This window comes from Pseudomonas sp. efr-133-TYG-23, assembly GCF_030209215.1.
GTDB lineage: Bacteria > Pseudomonadota > Gammaproteobacteria > Pseudomonadales > Pseudomonadaceae > Aquipseudomonas > Aquipseudomonas rhodesiae.
Map to the genome: position 1 here is coordinate 1 of NZ_JARVSL010000051.1, position 17618 is coordinate 17618.

Here is a 17618-nt window from a genome sequence, read left to right on the forward strand (position 1 = left end):
CAAGCCCACTCCCACACTTGATCGTTGTCGACAGGTAGAAAGCAGCCCGGCTGTAGATCTCAAGGATACCGCCAATTCCCTGTGGGAGATGTCGAGCTTTAGCGAGGCTTCGAAGGCGGCGGCATTGTTGGCAGGTATGTTGGCTGAGCCACCGCTATCGGGGGCAAGTCGAATCGTCGCGCCGCCCCTCCCACACGGGATCGGATGAGCCGCTCACTAAAACGGTATGCAAAAAAAGCCCCGAACCAGTCGGGGCGTTTTTTATTCAGCAATCAACGGTCAAGCTTGATCAGCCAACCGCCAGGTCGTGCCGCCTTTGCCGTCTTCCAACACCACACCCATCGCGGTCAGTTGGTCACGGATACGGTCGGATTCCGCCCAGTCCTTGTTGGCCCGCGCAGCCAGACGCGCCTGGATCAGCGCATCGACTTCAGACGCATCCACACGCCCTTCGGCGCCGGCTTGCAGGAAGTCGTCGGCTTCCATCTGCAGCACGCCCAACACGCTCGCCAGTTCTTTCAAGCGTGCCGCCAGGCCTGCCGCCGCGTCGAGGTCGCTCTCGCGCAGGCGGTTGATCTCGCGCACCATTTCGAACAGCACCGCGCAGGCTTCCGGCGTGCCGAAGTCGTCGTTCATGACTTCGGTAAAGCGTGCCACGAAGGCTTCGCCACCGGCAGGTGCAACGGCGGGCAAGCCTTTCAACGCGTGGTAGAAACGCTCCAGAGCGCCCTTGGCGTCCTTGAGGTTGTCTTCCGAGTAGTTGATGGCGCTGCGGTAGTGGCTGGACACCAGCAGGTAACGCACCACTTCCGGGTGGTACTTTTCCAGCACGTCGCGGATGGTGAAGAAGTTGTTCAAGGACTTGGACATCTTCTCGCCATTGATGCGGATCATGCCGCAGTGCATCCAGGCGTTGGCGTAGGTCTTGCCGGTGGCGGCTTCGCTCTGGGCGATTTCGTTTTCGTGGTGCGGGAACTCCAGGTCGCTACCGCCGCCGTGAATGTCGAAGGTCTCGCCCAGGCAGCAGGTCGACATCACCGAGCATTCGATGTGCCAGCCCGGGCGGCCTGCGCCCCACGGCGACTCCCAGCTCGGCTCGCCGGGCTTGGTGGCTTTCCACAGCACGAAGTCCAGCGGGTCTTGCTTGGCCTCGTCGACTTCGATGCGCGCGCCGATGCGCAGGTCTTCGATTTTCTTGCGCGACAGCTTGCCGTAGCCCATGAACTTGGCCACGCGGTAGTACACGTCGCCATTGCCCGGCGCGTAGGCGTAACCCTTGTCGATCAGGGCCTGGATCATTGCGTGCATGCCGGCGATGTGGTCGGTGGCGCGCGGTTCCATGTCCGGTTTGAGGATGTTGAGGCGCGCCTCGTCTTCGTGCATCGCGGCGATCATGCGCTCGGTCAACGCGTCGAACGACTCGCCGTTTTCGTTGGCGCGATTGATGATCTTGTCGTCGATGTCGGTGATGTTACGCACGTAGGTCAGGTCATAGCCGCTGAAACGCAGCCAGCGGGTGACCAGGTCGAAGGCCACCATGCTGCGGCCGTGGCCGATGTGGCAGTAGTCGTACACGGTCATGCCGCACACGTACATGCGCACCTTGTTGCCATCGAGCGGCTTGAAGACTTCTTTGGTCTTGCTGAGTGTGTTGTAGATCGTTAGCACAACGGCTTCCTTAGAGAATCACTGGCCCCACGAATCGCGCAGGGTCACGGTACGGTTGAATACCGGAGCACCAGGTTTCGAGTCCTTGATATCCGCGCAGAAGTAGCCTTCGCGCTCGAACTGGAAACGGTCTTCCGGCTGTGCGTCACCAAGCGATGGCTCGGCACGACAACCAGTGAGTACTTGCAGGGAGTCAGGGTTGATGTTGTCGAGGAAACTGGCGCTGTCTTCGGCCTTCTCGGGATTCGGCGAGCGGAACAGACGATCGTACAGACGCACTTCGCACTCGACGCTGGCGGCGGCCGGCACCCAGTGGATCACGCCCTTGACCTTGCGGCCTTCAGGGTTCTTGCCCAGGGTGTCCGGGTCGTACGAGCAACGCAGTTCGACGATGTTGCCGTCGGCGTCCTTGATCGCTTCGTCGGCACGGATCACGTAGCTGCCGCGCAGGCGCACTTCGCCGTTCGGCTCCAGGCGCTTGTAGCCTTTTGGCGGCTCTTCCATGAAGTCGTCACGGTCGATGTAGATTTCACGGGCGAACGACAGCTTGCGCACGCCGAGGGCTTCGTTCTGCGGATGACGCGGCAGTTCGAGGTGGTCGACCTTGTCTTCCGGGTAGTTGGTAATCACCACTTTCAACGGACGCAGTACGCACATGGCGCGCGGCGCGTTGGCGTCGAGGTCCTGGCGGATGCTGAATTCGAGCATGCCGTAGTCCACCACGCCGTCGGAGCGGTTGGTGCCGACCATTTCGCAGAAGTTACGGATCGAAGCCGGCGTGTAGCCACGACGGCGGAAGCCCGACAGCGTGGACATACGCGGATCGTCCCAGCCGTTGACGTGCTGTTCGTCCACCAACTGCTTGAGCTTGCGCTTGCTGGTGATGGTGTAGTTCAGGTTCAGGCGGCTGAACTCGTACTGGCGCGGATGGGCCGGCACCGGCAGGTTGTCCAGGAACCACTCATACAGCGGACGATGGCTCTCGAACTCAAGGGTGCAGATCGAATGAGTGATGCCTTCGATGGCGTCCGACTGGCCGTGGGTGAAGTCGTAGTTGGGGTAGATGCACCACTTGTCGCCGGTCTGGTGGTGATGGGCGTGACGGATGCGGTACATGATCGGGTCGCGCAGGTTCATGTTCGGCGAGGCCATGTCGATCTTGGCGCGCAGTACGCGGGCACCGTCCGGGAACTCACCGGCGCGCATGCGGGCGAACCAGTCCAGGTTCTCTTGCACCGAACGGTCGCGGAACGGGCTGTTCTTGCCCGGTTCGGTCAGCGTGCCACGGTATTCCTTGGCTTGCTCCGGGCTCAGATCGTCGACGTAGGCCTTGCCGGCCTTGATCAACTCCACGGCCCAGTCGTGCAACTGGTCGAAGTACTGCGAGGCATAGCGCACTTCACCGGACCATTCGAAACCCAGCCACTTCACGTCGCTTTCGATGGCGTCGATGTATTCCTGGTCTTCCTTGGCCGGGTTGGTGTCGTCGAAACGCAGGTGCGTGACGCCGCCGAATTCCTGGGCCAGGCCGAAGTTCACACAGATCGACTTGGCGTGACCGATGTGCAGGTAGCCGTTGGGCTCAGGCGGGAAACGGGTGACGATCTGCGTGTGCTTGCCCGAATCCAGGTCCGCCTGGATGATCGGGCGCAGGAAATTGACCGGGACGGCAGGTCCGGCCTTGGAATTCGAGGTAGGGTCGACAGTGGGCTTGCTCATAGGATCCTTGAACAGACAGGTTCGTGGCCGTTTGCGGCCAGATAAAACAAAGGGCTTATCATAGCCGAAGCGGTCAAGCCGCTGACAGAGCGTGGCCCAAAACTGCTGCATTTAATGCACGGGCGGTAAAAAACCACCTCGAAATTCCCGCCGGGCACGCTAAACTGCGCGCCTTGGCCGCCGTTTAGCCAGACAGGTCAGGCGCTCTGCGCGCCCAAACCCACGAATTCCCTGAAAAGAGTAGTGCACATGACTCAAGTCAAATTGACCACCAACCACGGTGACATCGTCATCGAGCTGAACGCCGAGAAAGCGCCGATCACCGTCGCCAACTTCATCGAATACGTTAAAGCCGGCCACTACGAAAACACCGTTTTCCACCGTGTCATCGGCAACTTCATGATCCAGGGCGGCGGTTTCGAGCCAGGCATGAAAGAAAAGAAAGACAAGCGCCCAAGCATCCAGAACGAAGCGGACAACGGCCTCTCCAACGACAAGTACACCGTCGCCATGGCCCGTACCATGGAGCCGCATTCGGCCTCCGCGCAGTTCTTCATCAACGTGGCCGACAACACCTTCCTCAACCACAGCGGCAAGAACGTGCAGGGCTGGGGTTATGCGGTGTTCGGTAAAGTCACCGAAGGCACCGATGTAGTCGACAAGATCAAAGGCGTGTCCACCACCTCCAAGGCCGGCCATCAGGACGTGCCTGCAGACGACGTGATCATCGAGAAAGCCGAGATCGTTGGGTGATATTGCTGATTTCAGATTTGCATCTGGAAGAGGAGCGCCCGGACATCACCCGGGCGTTTCTGGATCTGCTCCACGGCCGCGCCCGTGGTGCCCAGGCGTTGTACATTCTGGGGGACTTCTTCGAAGCCTGGATTGGCGACGATGGGATGACCGAATTCCAACGCTCGATTTGCGCGCACCTGCGTGAACTGAGCGACAGCGGCACCGCGATTTTCATCATGCACGGCAACCGCGATTTCCTGCTTGGCAAGGCGTTCTGCAAAGCCGCCGGCGCCACCCTGCTTAAAGACCCGAGCGTGGTGCAACTGCACGGTGAGCCCGTGCTGCTGATGCACGGCGACAGCCTGTGCACCCGCGACCTTGGCTATATGAAGTTGCGGCGCATCCTGCGCAACCCCATTGTGCTGTTTATCCTGCGCCATCTGCCCTTGGGCAGCCGCCACAAGCTGGCGCGTAAGCTGCGCAGCGAGAGCCGGGCGCAAACGCGCATGAAGGCCAATGACATTGTGGATGTCACCCCCGAGGAAGTGCCGCGGGTCATGCAGCACTTCGGCGTGCGCACACTCGTGCACGGCCATACCCACCGCCCGGCGATCCACAAGCTGCAGATCGGCGACCAGGCTGCCCGGCGCATTGTGCTCGGGGATTGGGACAAGCAGGGTTGGGCGTTGCAGGTGGATGAGCAAGGCTTTCAGTTGGCGGCGTTTGACTTCGTCAACCCGCAACTCGCATTGCCTGGCGCCTGATCCTCAAACTCACTGATAGAGATCAAAATGTGGAGGGGGGGCAAGCCCCCTCCCACAATTGATTGCATTTGAGTCTTTGCCAATCAGTGGCCGGACGCTTCCGGCCCTGCCTTGGCACCAAACGGCGGCTTGGCCAGCCACACCAGCAACATCAACGCCATGAACATCCAGCCCAGCAACGTGAAGTAATCCACGGTGGACATCATGTACGCCTGGCTGGTGAGGATGTGATCCAACTGCGTATAAGCCTTCTGCCCCGCTCCGCCCAGCGCCTGCAGGGCATCGCGGGTGGCCGAGTCATAGGGCGTCATGCTTTCGCTCATGTACGCATGGTGCTGGTCGGCGCGGCGGATCCAGATCCAAGTGGTCAGCGACGCCGCAAAGCTACCGCCCAGGGTACGCAGGAACGTGGCGAGCCCGGCACCGTCGGCGATCTGCTGCGGAGGCAGGTCGGACATCAGGATGCTCAGGGTCGGCATGAAGAACAATGCCACGCCGATCCCCATAAACAGTTGCACCAGGGCGATATGGGTAAAGTCCACTTCATTGGTGAAGCCCGCGCGCATAAAGCAGCTCAGGCCAATCGCCAGGAACGCCAGGCCCGCCAGCAGACGCAAGTCGAACTTGTGCGCGTACTTGCCCACGAACGGCGACATCAGCACCGGCAGAATACCGATCGGCGCCACCGCCAGCCCGGCCCAGGTGGCGGTGTAGCCCATCTGGGTCTGCAACCACTGCGGCAGGATCAGGTTGATGCCGAAGAAACCGGCATAGCCGAGGATCAACACGATGGTGCCAATGCGGAAGTTACGGTAAGCGAACAGCCGCAGGTTGACCACCGGATGCTCGTCGGTCATTTCCCAGATCACAAACACCGCCAGGGCAATCGCCGAGATCGCCGCACCGATAATGATGAAATTAGATTCGAACCAATCCAGGTCATTGCCCTTGTCGAGGATGATCTGCAACGCGCCGACCCCGACGATCAAGCTGAGCAACCCGACGTAATCCATGGGTTGGTAACTGGTGTGCACCGGGCGTTTCTTCAACTGCGAGCGCACCACCATCACCGCAAAGATGCCGATGGGTACGTTGATAAAGAAGATCCACGGCCAGCTGTAACTGTCAGTGATCCAACCGCCGAGGATCGGCCCGGCAATCGGCGCCACCACCGTGACCATCGCCAGCAGCGCCAAGGCCATGCCGCGCTTGGCCGGCGGGTACACCGCGATCAGCAGCGTCTGGGTCATCGGGTACAACGGCCCGGCCACCAGGCCTTGCAGTACCCGAAACCCGATCAATTCGGGCATCGAGGTGGAAATCCCGCAGAGGAACGACGCCAATACAAACAACATGGTCGCCCACAGGAACAGCTTCACCTCGCCAAAGCGCCGGCTTAACCAACCGGTGAGCGGCAAGGCAATCGCGTTGCTCACCGCAAACGAGGTGATCACCCAGGTGCCCTGCTCCGAACTCACGCCCAGGTTGCCGGAGATAGTCGGCAACGCCACGTTGGCGATGGTGGTGTCGAGCACCTGCATAAAGGTCGCCAGCGACAGGCCAATAGTGGCCATCAACAGGCTGGGCGGCGTGAACGAGGCTTCCTTGCTCATCAGCGTTGCGCAGCCTTGGGAGCGGCGACGCTGTTGGCATGGATCAGTTGCGTGATCATGGCATCGGCCTCGGCCAGTTGCTGGTCATACACCGTGGTGGTGAACGACGCCTTCTGCGGCGGTTGTTGCGCCAGCACCGGGCCGCTCTGGTCATGCAGGTCGACGCTGACCACCGTGCTCAAGCCCACGCGCAGCGGGTGCTTGGCCAGTTCTTCGGCGTTGATGTGGATGCGCACCGGCACACGCTGCACGATTTTGATCCAGTTACCGGTAGCGTTCTGCGCCGGCAGCAAGGCGAATGCGCTGCCGGTTCCGGCGCCGAGGCTGTCGACGGTGCCGCTGTATTTAACGTCGCTGCCGTAGATGTCCGACTCAATGTCCACCGGCTGGCCGATGCGCATATCGCGCAGTTGGGTTTCCTTGAAGTTGGCGTCGATCCACAGCTGGTCCAGTGGGATCACCGCCATCAACGCCGTGCCTGGTTGCACGCGCTGGCCCAATTGCACGCTGCGCTTGGCCACGTAGCCGGTGACCGGCGCGATCAAGGTGCTGCGCGCGTTGGTCAGGTAAGCCTGGCGCAGTTGCGCGGCGGCGGCCTGCACGTCGGGGTGCGAGCTGATCACCGTGTCGTCCACCAGGGCGTTGGTGGTTTTGAGTTGCTGTTCAAGGTTGGTCAGGGCGTTCTTGGCTGCGGTCAGGCTGTCACGGGCGTGGGACAGTTCTTCCTGGGAAATCGCCCCGCCCTGGGCCAGGGTCTTACGGCGGTTGTAGTTGTCCTGAGCAGTCTGCACGTCGGCTTTCTGCGCATTGACCTGGGCTTTCATGCCGTCAACGTTGCTGTACAAGCCACGTACCTGGCGCACGGTGCGCGCCAAATTGGCCTGGGCACTTTGCAGGCCGACAGCGGCGTCGTTCGGGTCGAAATTGACCAGCACCTGGCCGGCATGCACCAGGTCGCCATCATCGGCGCCGATGCTGACCACGGTGCCGGTGACCAGCGGAGTGATTTCCACCACGTTGCCATTCACATAGGCATCGTCGGTGCTTTCATTGAAGCGCCCGTACAGTTCGTACCAACCCCACACGCCGACCACGCCCAGGATGACGATCAAGGCGAGGCCGATCAGCATGACTTTGCGCTTGCGCGGGTTGTTGTTGGTGTTCGGTTGCGGTGTGGCGTTGGAGTGTTCGGCAGTGGCCATAACAAATACCTCGAATTATTCCGTGCGGGTGGCAGGGGTGGTCGACGCGACATTACTGGCGCTGTAACCGCCGCCCAGGGCCTGCATCAATTGGATCGACAGGGTGATTTGCCCGGCATTGAGGGTCGCCAGCTGACGCTGGGCCTGCAGCAGTTGCTGCTCGATGCTGAGCACGTCCAGGTAGCTGCCGATGCCGGAGCCGTAGCGCTGGACCACCGTGTCGTAGGACTGCTGGGCAATGTCCGTAGCGTGTTGCTGGGCCTGGATCTGCCGACCGGTGTCGCGCAGTTGCGACAAGGTGTTGCCGATATCGCCCAGGGCTTGCACCAGGGTTTTGTTGTATTGCGCCACGGCCAGGTCGTAGTCAGCGTCGCGGGCGTCAAGGTCGGCACGCAGGCGGCCGCCGTCGAAGATCGGCAACGAGACCGTCGGCGCAATATTGAAGAAGCGGCTGGCCGAACCGAACATGGCATCGCCCAGCAACGACTCGGCGCCGGCGCTGGCGCTGAGATTAAGGTTGGGGTAGAAGCGGGTTTTGCTCGCATCGATATTGCGACCCGCCGCCTCCACGCGCCAGCGCGCGGCGATCAGATCGGGGCGCCGGCCCAGCAGCTCGGCGGGCAGCACCGCAGGCACCGCCACAGCGGCGGGCTTGAGCACGGCCGGGCGTGCCAGTTCGCCGCCACGGTCCGGGCCTTTACCGAGCAACACCGCCAGGGCGATCTTGGCGCTCTGCAGTTGTTTTTGCGCATCGATCAACTGCGACTCGGAACTCGCCGCCAGGCTTTCGGTTTGCTGGTACTGGTAGTGGCTGTCGATGCCCGAATCCAGGCGACGCTGGCTCAGTTCGAGCATCTGCCGGGTGCGCTTGAGGTCTTCTTCGGCGAGGTCACGCACGATATGGGCCTGGCCCAGATCGCTGTAGGCCTTGGCCACATCGGCGGCCAGGGTCAGGCGCGCGGCCTGTTGATCGACTTGGGCGGCACGCGCCTGGCCCAACGCGGCCTCCCAGGCGGCGCGCTGGCCACCCCAGAGGTCAAAGGTGTAATTGAAGCTGGCGCCGATGTTGCGCACCGTCGAGTAGGCATCGCCCTCCCCGCGCGGGTCCTGGTCTTTGGCCAGGCGCGAACGGCTCACACCGGCGCTGGCATCCAGGGTCGGCATGCGCGCGGCGTCGGCGGCGTAGGCAGCCGCTTGAGCCTGATGCGCACGGGCGCTGGCTACTTGCATATCTGGGCTGTTTTGCAGGGCTTCGTTGATCAGGCCGTCGAGCTGCGGGTCGCCGAGGCTTTTCCACCAATCGGCGCTCGGCCAGGCAGCGCTGGAGAGGGTCACCCCACTCAAGGACTTGCCGGTTTGCAACGTATTGGCATCGAGGCGCTGGCCCTGGGTGTCGAGGCCGCTGTAGTTGGCGCAGCCGGCCATGCTCATGGCCATGAGCACCAGGCATAGGGCGCGTGTGTTCATGCTTTACCTACCCGCTGCAGGGTGATGGGGTCACCTGCGGCTATCAGAATTTTCTTGAGGATGCTTTCCAGGGTTTCCAGCTCGCCCGGTTCGAGCACACCGGCCAGCTGATTCAGCGCAGCGGCGCCGATGTGCGGCAGCATGTCCGCCAAGCGCTGGCCGTCGGCGGTGAGGACCAGTTGCACCTGGCGCCGGTCCTGTTCGGAGCGCTGCCGGCACAGCAAGCCTTTCTGCTCCAGGCGATCGAGCATGCGCGTCATCGAGCCGCTATCCAGGGACAGGTTGCGGCATAGCTCCGCGGGGGTGTCGACACCGAACTGGGCCATGATGATCAACACCTTGAACTGCGCGGCGGTGATGCCGTGGGGTTCCATATGGGTGTCGATGATGCGGTCCTTGAGAATCGCGGCGCGGCCCAGCAACAGGCCAAGGTGGCAGTTGTGGAAGTTGTCAGGGGTGAAGTGCGGCATAGAAAGTCACCTTATTACTGCCTAGGCAGTGAATGTGTGACGAGATATTACTGCCTAGGCAGCGAAAGTCAAATGGAATAGTTAGGTTGCTTGGTAGTTTGCCGATGGGTGGGTGAAAGACAGACTTAATGTGTGAGCGGGCTTGCCGTGGTGAGCGGGCTTGCCCCGCGCTGGGCTGCGAAGCGGCCCCATTCCACGCGATGTGGTTTTAGCTGATACACCGAGGCGCCTGGGTTTGGGTCTGCTTCGCAGCCCAGCGCGGGGCAAGCCCGCTCACCACAGAAACCTCATTTTCTTGGGTTTTGTTTTCACCGCAGATGTGTAGATATCTAAGCAAATCATAAAGGCTGAGATATAGCGCTGTTGTGAGCAGGCTTGCCCTGCGCTGGGCCGCGAAGCGGCCCCATTCCAGGCGATGTGGTTTAGCTGATACACCGAGGTGCTTGGGTTTGGGTCTGCTTCGCAGCCCAGCGCGGGGCAAGCCCGCTCACCACAGAAACCTCATTTTCTTGGGTTTTGTTTTCACCGCAGATGTGTAGATATCTAAGCAAATCATAAAGGCTGAGATATAGCGCTGTTTTGAGCAGGCTTGCCCTGCGCTGGGCCGCGAAGCGGCCCCATTCCAGGCGATGTGGTTTAGCTGATACACCGAGGTGCTTGGGTTTGGGTCTGCTTCGCAGCCCAGCGCGGGGCAAGCCCGCTCACCACAGCAAGCCCGCTCACTACAGAAAAATCGCTCACCACAGCAAGCTCGCTCCTACATTTCTATCCCCGTTGGGTTTAGAAATCGCGCTTGTAGAAGATATCCAAGGAACTGGCCACGCCGCTGGCCACTTCCAGGTAGACCTTTTTGCTCAGCAGGTAGCGCAAGGCGATGGTGTTGGCCGGTTCGAATACCCCAACCCCATAGCGCAGGCTGAGTTTCTCGGTGATTTTGCCGCTGGCGACCACGGCGGTGTTGTTGCCGCTGCCTTGGGTGTCGAGGTCGAAGTCGCGGATGCCGAGCTTGTTGGCGATGTCCGAGGTCACCCCGGCGCTACCCATCAGGCCCAGGCCCAGGGCGGCTTGGGCGAGCATATTGTTGTCTTCGCCGGTGGTGCTCAGCGGACGCCCCAGCACCAGATAGGACAGCGCCTGTTCCTGGCTCATGGCCGGTTCCGAGAAAATCTGCGTCGTAGGTTGCTCGGCGCTACCGCTCAGGCGAATACCGGCGGTCACGTCGTCGGTCTTGCGGATCGCCTCGATGTCCAGGTACGGCTGGTCCAGCGGCCCGGCGAACAGTAGGCGTGCACGCCGCACGTCGAGCTTCTGCCCATAGGCGCGGTAGCGGCCGTCGTTGAGCCATAGCTCGCCCCGAGTGTCCAGGTTATCGCCGATATGTACCTGGCCCTGCACCTTGGCGGTAAGGCCAAAGCCGGAGAAATTCAGCCGGTCTTCACCCACCACCACGTCGATATCCATGGCCATGGCCAACGGCGGCTTGCCCTCCTCGGTCTGGCTGCCAATGATCACAGTGTCATCCGACACTTTGACCGTCGACGGCGGCAGTTCACGCACGGTGATATCGCCGCGCGGAATCTGCACCTTGCCGGCGATGGCCAGCCGGTCGTTCTTGAGGCTGATCGTCAAGTCGGGCGCCACTTCCAGCTCGGCATAGGGTTCGACGGTGACCGGCAGTTGCGCGCCTTGCAGGTGCAGGTCCACCGCCAGGGCCTGGCCCCAGTCGATCTGCCCCTTAAGGCTGCCCTGCCCGGCTTTACCGCTGCGCCAGCCGCCATTCAACTGCACACTTTCACCGGCGATCAGCGCCTGCACATTCAGCCCTTCGAGGCTGATGGGCAGTTCGGGCCCGGACACTTCGCCGCCCACCAGGTTGACGCTGCCGTTGACCTGCGGTGCCAGCAGGCCACCGCTGATGCGGCCGTTGCCGTTGAGCTTGCCGCTGAGTTTTTCCACCATTGGCACGAATGGCCGCGCCACGGCCAGATCCAGCCCCATGAGGCTGAACTGGCCGGTGATCGGCTTGTTTTTCGGCAATGGATTGATCTGCGCCTGCAACAGCAACTCACCGAGTTTACCGCCATGGAAGTTCAGCTGCGTGTCGATGCGCCGGGGGTTGAGGGTGGTTTCCAGCTTGAGGGTGTCGTAGGGAAAGTCCAACCACTGGGCCTTGTCCTTGACGCGCAAGGTGCCACCGCTGGCATCCACCGACACCACCCCTTTGGGGCCACTGGCGGGCAGGTCCAGTTGCAGGTCGGCGTTGAGTCGGCCCTGCCAGGCGAAATCCTTGGGCAAAAACGCCGCCAGGCTGTCGATGGGGAACTGCTTGAGGTGGTAGCGCAACTTCGGCTCGGGCATCAGACGCTGGTCTTCGCCACACAGGCTCGAGGCGCCGGAGACCCAGCAGTGCGCCGCAAATGTCAGTCGGCCATCGGCCAGGCGTTCGATTTTGGCCGGGGACTGCAGCCGCCAGTCCTGGCCACCGGCCTGCACATCGCCGCTGGCCAGACGCCCGCGCCAGTTGCCCTTGTCGAGAGTGCCGTCCAGGGCCAGAGCCAATTTGACCAGGGGCCCGGCCAGGTCGAGCTGGACCTTTTGCTGGCGGATGTCGCCCTGGGCGCTGGCGGTAAGCGTGCCGACCTGGGTGTCACCGCTCTGGATGCCGCTGCCCTTGAGGTCGATTTTCGCGCGCTGGGCGCTATCCAACCTGGCATCGAGGCTGAGGGTTTGCAGGCGGTTGTCGGCGAACGCCAGTTGCTGGCCCTTGAGGCCGAGCTTGCCCTGGGGTGCCTTGAGCGTACCGGCCACGTCGAGCCGGCCGTTGATCTGACCGCGCAACTGCGGCCACAACTGGGCCAGGCGTGCGAGCTTGATATCGATCTGCCCGGCCAGACGCTGCTGCAGGCTGCCGCTGCCCTGGATGCGGTTGTCGCCCAGGCGCAAGTCGAGATTGGCCAGGGTCCACTGCTCGCCGGCGCCATCGGCCTTGGCCGCCAGCACGGCGGTTTGCCCGCGCAGGCGGCCTTTGAGGTCGAGGTCGGCGTTGAGTTTGAGCTGCTCGTTCTTGAATTCGCCCTTGCTGCGTAGCGGGCCGGCCAGGGTGCCGGGCAACTCCGCCACCCAGTACGCAGGGTTCAGCGCCGACAGGTCCAGCGCAGTGTCCCAGGCGATGCCATCGGCGAATTGCAGGTTCAAGTGACCTTCGGCCTTGCCCTGGCCGGCGCTCAGTTTCAGCTCCGGCAGGAACACCTGCGTAAGGTCGCCGCTGAACGGCGTGACCACCGAAAATGGGCCGGCCGGGCCATCGAGGTCGGCCGTGAGGTTGCCGAGGTAATTACCATCTTTATAAGCAACCTCGCCATTGAAGGTACGTAACGTCACCTGGGGCTCGTCGATCAGCGGGTACAGGCGATGCCACGGGAAATCCAGCCAGGCGATTTTGGCATCGGCGCTGAAGCCTTGCTGCCAGTCCAGGTTGGCGCTGAGTTTCAGGCTTTGTTTGTCGCCGGCATTTACGTCCAGGCCGGCGATCTGCGCGCCTTTGGCGTCTACTTTGCCTTGCAGCAACAGATCGACCGGGCCTTTTTCCGCCGGCAACACGGCCTTGCCTTGCAGTTGGTAGCCACGGCTCAGGTCGCCCTTGGCAGTAAGGTCCAGTTGATTGAGCTGCAGGGTGTCGGGCAAATCAGCGCTGGGCTTGAAGCCATCGGCGGTGATGTGTAATTGGGCGGGCAGGTTTTCCGCCAGGGGTTGCAGTTCGCCGCTGAGCTTGGCCGGCAGGTAGCCGCTGCTGTCGGCGTCGAGTTTGAGGGTTTTGAGCAGGTCGCCGTCGACCTTCAGCGCCACTGTCCACGGCGCACCGCCGGGTGCGTAAGGCAGGCTCAGGTTGCCGCTGGCGGTCAACGGCCAATCACCGCTGGGCTGCAACAGGCCGCTCAGGTCCAGTACCAGATCGTCGCGCTGCAGGTGCACGGCGTCGATCTGCATGCCCGCCGCCGTCCAGTGCGCCGCCAGTTGCAGGCCCTTGAGTTCCTCGCTGCCGTTGAACAACAGGCGACCGACGCGAACCTCGCCCAATTGCAGGGCTACCGGTAGTTTCAAGTCCGGCAGTTGGACCGGCCCGCTGCTCTCGTCGCCACTGGGGGGAAATTGCAGGCTGACCTGTTCCACCTCCAGTCGGTCGATGCACAAGGTCATGCGCAGCAAGCAAGCCGGCGACCAGGCAAACGTCGGCGCCTGGAGTTCGACGCGGCTGCTGCCCTGCTCCCAGAGCAGATGGTCGGCGCGCCATTGGCCGCCCAAACGGCCCTGGAAATTCTCCACGCTCAACCCCGGCACACGCGCCAGCGCCCAACGGCTGCCGGCCTGGGTGCCGAGTATCGCCCAACCCGTCAGCACCCCTATGGCGAGGACGGCCACCACGGCCAGCCCGGCTATTTTCACCCCACGCATCACAACTCAGGCCCCATGGAAAAGTGCAAACGAACGCCGCCCGGATCTTCCAGGGCATGGGCCAGGTCCAGACGAATCGGCCCGACCGGCGAGACCCAGCGGATGCCGACGCCGACGCCGGTCTTCAGGCTGGGCAGCTCCAGATTGTTGAAGGAGTTGCCCTGGTCGATAAAGGTCGCGATCCGCCATTTTTCGGCGATGGAATATTGATACTCGGCACTCAGCGCCACCATGTAGCGCCCACCGATGCGATCGCCGCGGTCGTTTTCGGGGGACAACGTCTGGTACTCGTAGCCGCGCACGCTTTGGTCGCCACCGGCAAAAAAACGCAGCGACGGCGGCACTGATTTATAGCCATTGGTGGCACTGCCGCCCACTTGGGCACGGGCGAGGAAGCGATGGTTGTCCCACAGGGTGGTCAGGCCTTTGACCATCGCCGTGCCGTACAGCAAATTGGTGTCTGAACCCAACCCTTCCTTGGCCACCTTGGTGTCCAATTGCAGGCGATAGCCATGGTGCGGGTCGATGCGATTGTCACTGCGCAGGTAGGAATAACTGACGCCCGGCATCAACAGGTTGCTCAGACCCGAATCGTCACCCAGGCGGTACTCTTCGCGCTGCCATTTGAGCGAGATCACCCGCGTCCAGCCGCTGGGCAGCTTGCTGTGCCATTCCGGGCCAAGGGTGAGCAATTTACTCAGGGTGTCGGTGTTGGCGATTTCTTCGTTCTGGTAGCCGCCGGCAAAGCGCAGTTTGTCGGTGAGCGGCGGGTCGAGGGGAATGTCGTACCACAGGCCGACGTTCTGCCGCGGCGCCGACAGCTCGGCTTCCCAGCCATAGCTATGGCCCTGAGGGTTGACCCAATGTCGCGTCCAGTTGGCTTTGCCGCGCGGGCCGACGTCGGTGGAGTAACCCAGGCCCAGGCCCATGGTGCGCGGCTTGCGTGTGTCCAACTGCACGGCCACCGGGATCACATCATTGGCGGCGGCGGCGGGCGCGGCGTCCACGCGCACGCCTTCGAAAAACCCGCTGGCCTGCAAGTTCTGGTTGAGTTCGGCAATAAGCTCGGAGTCGTAGGGGTCGCCGCTTTTGAACGGCACCATGCGGTGCAGCAGGTCTTCGTCGAACGGCGTATCGCCGGCAAAACTGACCTTGCCGAGGGTGTAGCGCGGGCCGCTGTCATACACCAGTTCGATATCGGCGACGCCGGCCTGGGGGTCCACCGCGAGGGTCTGCCGGGTAAAGCGCCCGCTGAAAAAGCCGTAGCGCGAGGCCTGGTTCTGGATCAGACGCTTGGCGTCTTCGTAATGACCGTGGTTGAGAATGGCGCCGGATTTAAGGTCGTCGCTGGCGGGTATGCGAAACGCTTTGAGGTTCGCCGCCGGGCCGTCGACCCGAATGGTTACATCACGCAAGTGCACCGGTTCGCCAGGGTCGATGTTGAGGATCAGGCGCGGGTTCTTGCCTCCCTGCACGTCGCTGTCGATGCGCGGTTGATAAAAGCCCAGCGCCTGGGCGGCTTTGCGCGCCTGCTCCTCGGCGCCACGGCTGAACCGCAGCAGGGCCTCTTCATCACGATCGCCAACGCCGCCGATATAGCCTTCGATATTGGCTTTCAACGCGTCGTTGGCGGGTTTGATGCGCACGTCCAATTCGCTTTGTGCCAGCGCGCCGCAGCTTGTAAACAGCAGAATCAAGCTGCTGGTGAATCTTCCTGGAAACTTCATAGGCGCGGATGCTACACGAGCGGGCGAGAAACGTAGAACTCGGAAAGTTCTGAAAAAATCTGCATCACGCCGTGGCGGCCTGCAATACCTGAGGGTTGGGGTGAAAAAAAACATGCTCCAACACCGGCCCCACTGCCACTTCACCGATTTCCTCATAACCCTGGCGTTTATAAAACTCCAGGTAACGCGAATTGCCCGTGTCGAGCACCACGCCGGACGAATGCGGGTCTTCGGCGCACCAGTTATGCACCGCCTGCAACAACTGCTCACCGTAATGCTTGCCCTGGAACTGCGGATGAATCCCCAGCAGCGGCAGCATATGCACCGACTCGCTGGGCAAGCACGCCAGCACGGCATGGTGATAATCCAGATAACGCCGCGTGCCGCGCACCCCGGTGCTCAGCCACATGCGCAATTGCCAGGCCCAGCTCTCGGTGATTCCCAGGCGCCGTTGCGGGGGCGCGATCAGCGCGATGCCGATCAGACGGTCATTCACAAACAGGCCAATGGCCGGCAGCTTCTGGAAGAAGTGCTGCTTGACCAGCTCACGCACGGTGGCGCGCACCCGCTGTTCATAGCCAGGACGCTCGGCCTCAAAGATGTAGGCGAATGTCGGTTCGTGGCGGTAAGCCTGGTACAACAGGGAACGGGCTTCGCGGGAATAGCCGCTGTTGAGCACACGGATGTCGGCGATGGCAGTCGAAGTCTCAGGCATACAGTCAATCTCAGTGGGCGCCACTCAAAGGATGGCGTTCTTATGGGTACGAACCTACGCAGCACCAGTCGTTCCCAGACATTAGCAGCGCATCTGCCCTACCGCCACGCTGGCCCCCGTCTGACTTGTCGGCTAGCATCGCCCTTTTTGCCAAGACCGGACTGCCGACCATGAAAATCGTCTCCTTCAATATCAACGGGCTGCGCGCCCGCCCTCATCAGTTGGCGGCGCTGATTGAAAAGCATCAACCGGATGTGATCGGCCTGCAGGAAACCAAGGTCCACGACGACCAGTTCCCCCTCGCTGAAGTGCAAGCCCTTGGGTATCACGTGTATTACCACGGTCAGAAAGGCCACTACGGCGTGGCCCTGCTCTCGCGTCAGCCAGCGTTGAGCGTGCATAAAGGCTTTGCCAGCGATGAAGAAGACGCCCAGCGCCGCTTTATCTGGGGCACCTTTGCCGACGAGAACGGCCAGCCGGTCACCATCATGAATGGCTACTTCCCCCAAGGCGAAAGCCGCGACCACCCCACCAAATTTCCGGCCAAGCAGCGCTTCTACGAAGACCTGCAGCAATTGCTGGAAAGCCAGTTCAGCAATGACCAGGCACTGGTGGTGATGGGCGACGTGAATATTTCCCCGGAAGACTGCGACATCGGTATCGGCGCCGACAACGCCAAACGTTGGCTCAAGACCGGCAAATGCAGCTTTCTGCCCGAGGAGCGCGAGTGGATGGCGCGCCTGAAAAACTGGGGCCTGGTGGACAGTTTCCGGCACCTGAATCCGGACGTGACCGACCGTTTCAGCTGGTTCGACTACCGCAGCCGCGGCTTTGAAGATGAGCCCAAGCGCGGCCTGCGCATCGACGTGATCATGGCCTCCACGGGCTTGCTGCATCGGGTCAAGGATGCGGGGGTGGATTACGAATTGCGTGGTTTGGAAAAACCCTCGGACCATGCGCCGATCTGGCTTGAATTGAGCTGACGGGTTGTCGGGGCTCGATCAGATGTGGGCGTGGCCGCCAGTCAGTCATATTTATGCAACCTGACTGACTTAATCTCGCGGCACTCCCTTTGGCTTGAGAAGG

12 protein-coding genes are annotated in these 17618 nt (G+C 61.9%); 3 read left to right on the plus strand and 9 right to left on the minus strand.

The window, feature by feature from the left end; genetic code table 11:
- Positions 1-279: 279 nt before the first annotated feature.
- Together cysS and QRN41_RS25480 are read right to left on the minus strand one after the other, a co-directional pair.
- Positions 280-1668 carry a cysteine--tRNA ligase gene (gene cysS, locus QRN41_RS25475; RefSeq protein WP_167417752.1) on the minus strand — a complete coding sequence of 463 codons (1389 nt, stop codon included), beginning with the start codon at positions 1666-1668 and terminating at the stop codon, positions 280-282.
- An 18-nt stretch (positions 1669-1686) separates the two neighbouring features.
- Complete coding sequence (locus QRN41_RS25480) at positions 1687-3387, minus strand: glutamine--tRNA ligase/YqeY domain fusion protein (protein WP_285422258.1); 1701 nt, start codon at positions 3385-3387, stop codon at positions 1687-1689.
- 249 nt (positions 3388-3636) lie between these two features.
- Here QRN41_RS25480 and QRN41_RS25485 point away from each other — a divergent pair, with 249 nt between their 5' ends.
- On the plus strand, positions 3637-4140 hold the full coding sequence (locus tag QRN41_RS25485) for a peptidylprolyl isomerase (protein WP_167417751.1): 504 nt from the start codon (positions 3637-3639) through the stop codon (positions 4138-4140).
- Positions 4137-4886 (plus strand): UDP-2,3-diacylglucosamine diphosphatase, encoded by a 750-nt coding sequence (lpxH, locus tag QRN41_RS25490; protein WP_034138614.1) that lies wholly within the window; start codon positions 4137-4139, stop codon positions 4884-4886. Before QRN41_RS25485 ends, lpxH begins: the two co-directional genes overlap by 4 nt.
- A gap of 83 nt (positions 4887-4969) precedes the next feature.
- On the opposite strand, the gene QRN41_RS25495 is transcribed toward lpxH, so the two are convergent.
- The 7 genes from QRN41_RS25495 to QRN41_RS25525 all read right to left on the minus strand — a co-directional run bounded on the left by QRN41_RS25495 (position 4970) and on the right by QRN41_RS25525 (position 16532).
- Positions 4970-6499 carry a DHA2 family efflux MFS transporter permease subunit gene (locus tag QRN41_RS25495; RefSeq protein ID WP_034098778.1) on the minus strand — a complete coding sequence of 510 codons (1530 nt, stop codon included), beginning with the start codon at positions 6497-6499 and terminating at the stop codon, positions 4970-4972.
- Positions 6499-7701, minus strand: coding sequence for an HlyD family secretion protein (locus QRN41_RS25500; RefSeq protein ID WP_285422259.1), 1203 nt, complete (start codon positions 7699-7701; stop codon positions 6499-6501). The genes QRN41_RS25495 and QRN41_RS25500 overlap by 1 nt, the downstream gene beginning before the upstream one ends.
- A gap of 15 nt (positions 7702-7716) precedes the next feature.
- On the minus strand, positions 7717-9168 hold the full coding sequence (locus QRN41_RS25505) for an efflux transporter outer membrane subunit (RefSeq protein WP_034098788.1): 1452 nt from the start codon (positions 9166-9168) through the stop codon (positions 7717-7719).
- Complete coding sequence (locus QRN41_RS25510; protein WP_034138617.1) at positions 9165-9638, minus strand: MarR family winged helix-turn-helix transcriptional regulator; 474 nt, start codon at positions 9636-9638, stop codon at positions 9165-9167. Before QRN41_RS25510 ends, QRN41_RS25505 begins: the two co-directional genes overlap by 4 nt.
- A gap of 780 nt (positions 9639-10418) precedes the next feature.
- Positions 10419-14090: a translocation/assembly module TamB domain-containing protein gene (locus QRN41_RS25515; protein ID WP_285422260.1), complete on the minus strand. Its 3672-nt coding sequence runs from the start codon at positions 14088-14090 to the stop codon at positions 10419-10421.
- Positions 14090-15817, minus strand: coding sequence for an autotransporter assembly complex protein TamA (locus tag QRN41_RS25520; RefSeq protein ID WP_285422261.1), 1728 nt, complete (start codon positions 15815-15817; stop codon positions 14090-14092). Before QRN41_RS25520 ends, QRN41_RS25515 begins: the two co-directional genes overlap by 1 nt.
- A gap of 64 nt (positions 15818-15881) precedes the next feature.
- Positions 15882-16532: a GNAT family N-acetyltransferase gene (locus tag QRN41_RS25525; RefSeq protein WP_034098795.1), complete on the minus strand. Its 651-nt coding sequence runs from the start codon at positions 16530-16532 to the stop codon at positions 15882-15884.
- Positions 16533-16702: 170 nt separating this feature from the next.
- Between QRN41_RS25525 and xthA the strand changes: the two genes are divergently transcribed.
- On the plus strand, positions 16703-17515 hold the full coding sequence (gene xthA, locus QRN41_RS25530; protein ID WP_034138620.1) for an exodeoxyribonuclease III: 813 nt from the start codon (positions 16703-16705) through the stop codon (positions 17513-17515).
- Positions 17516-17618: the final 103 nt, after the last annotated feature.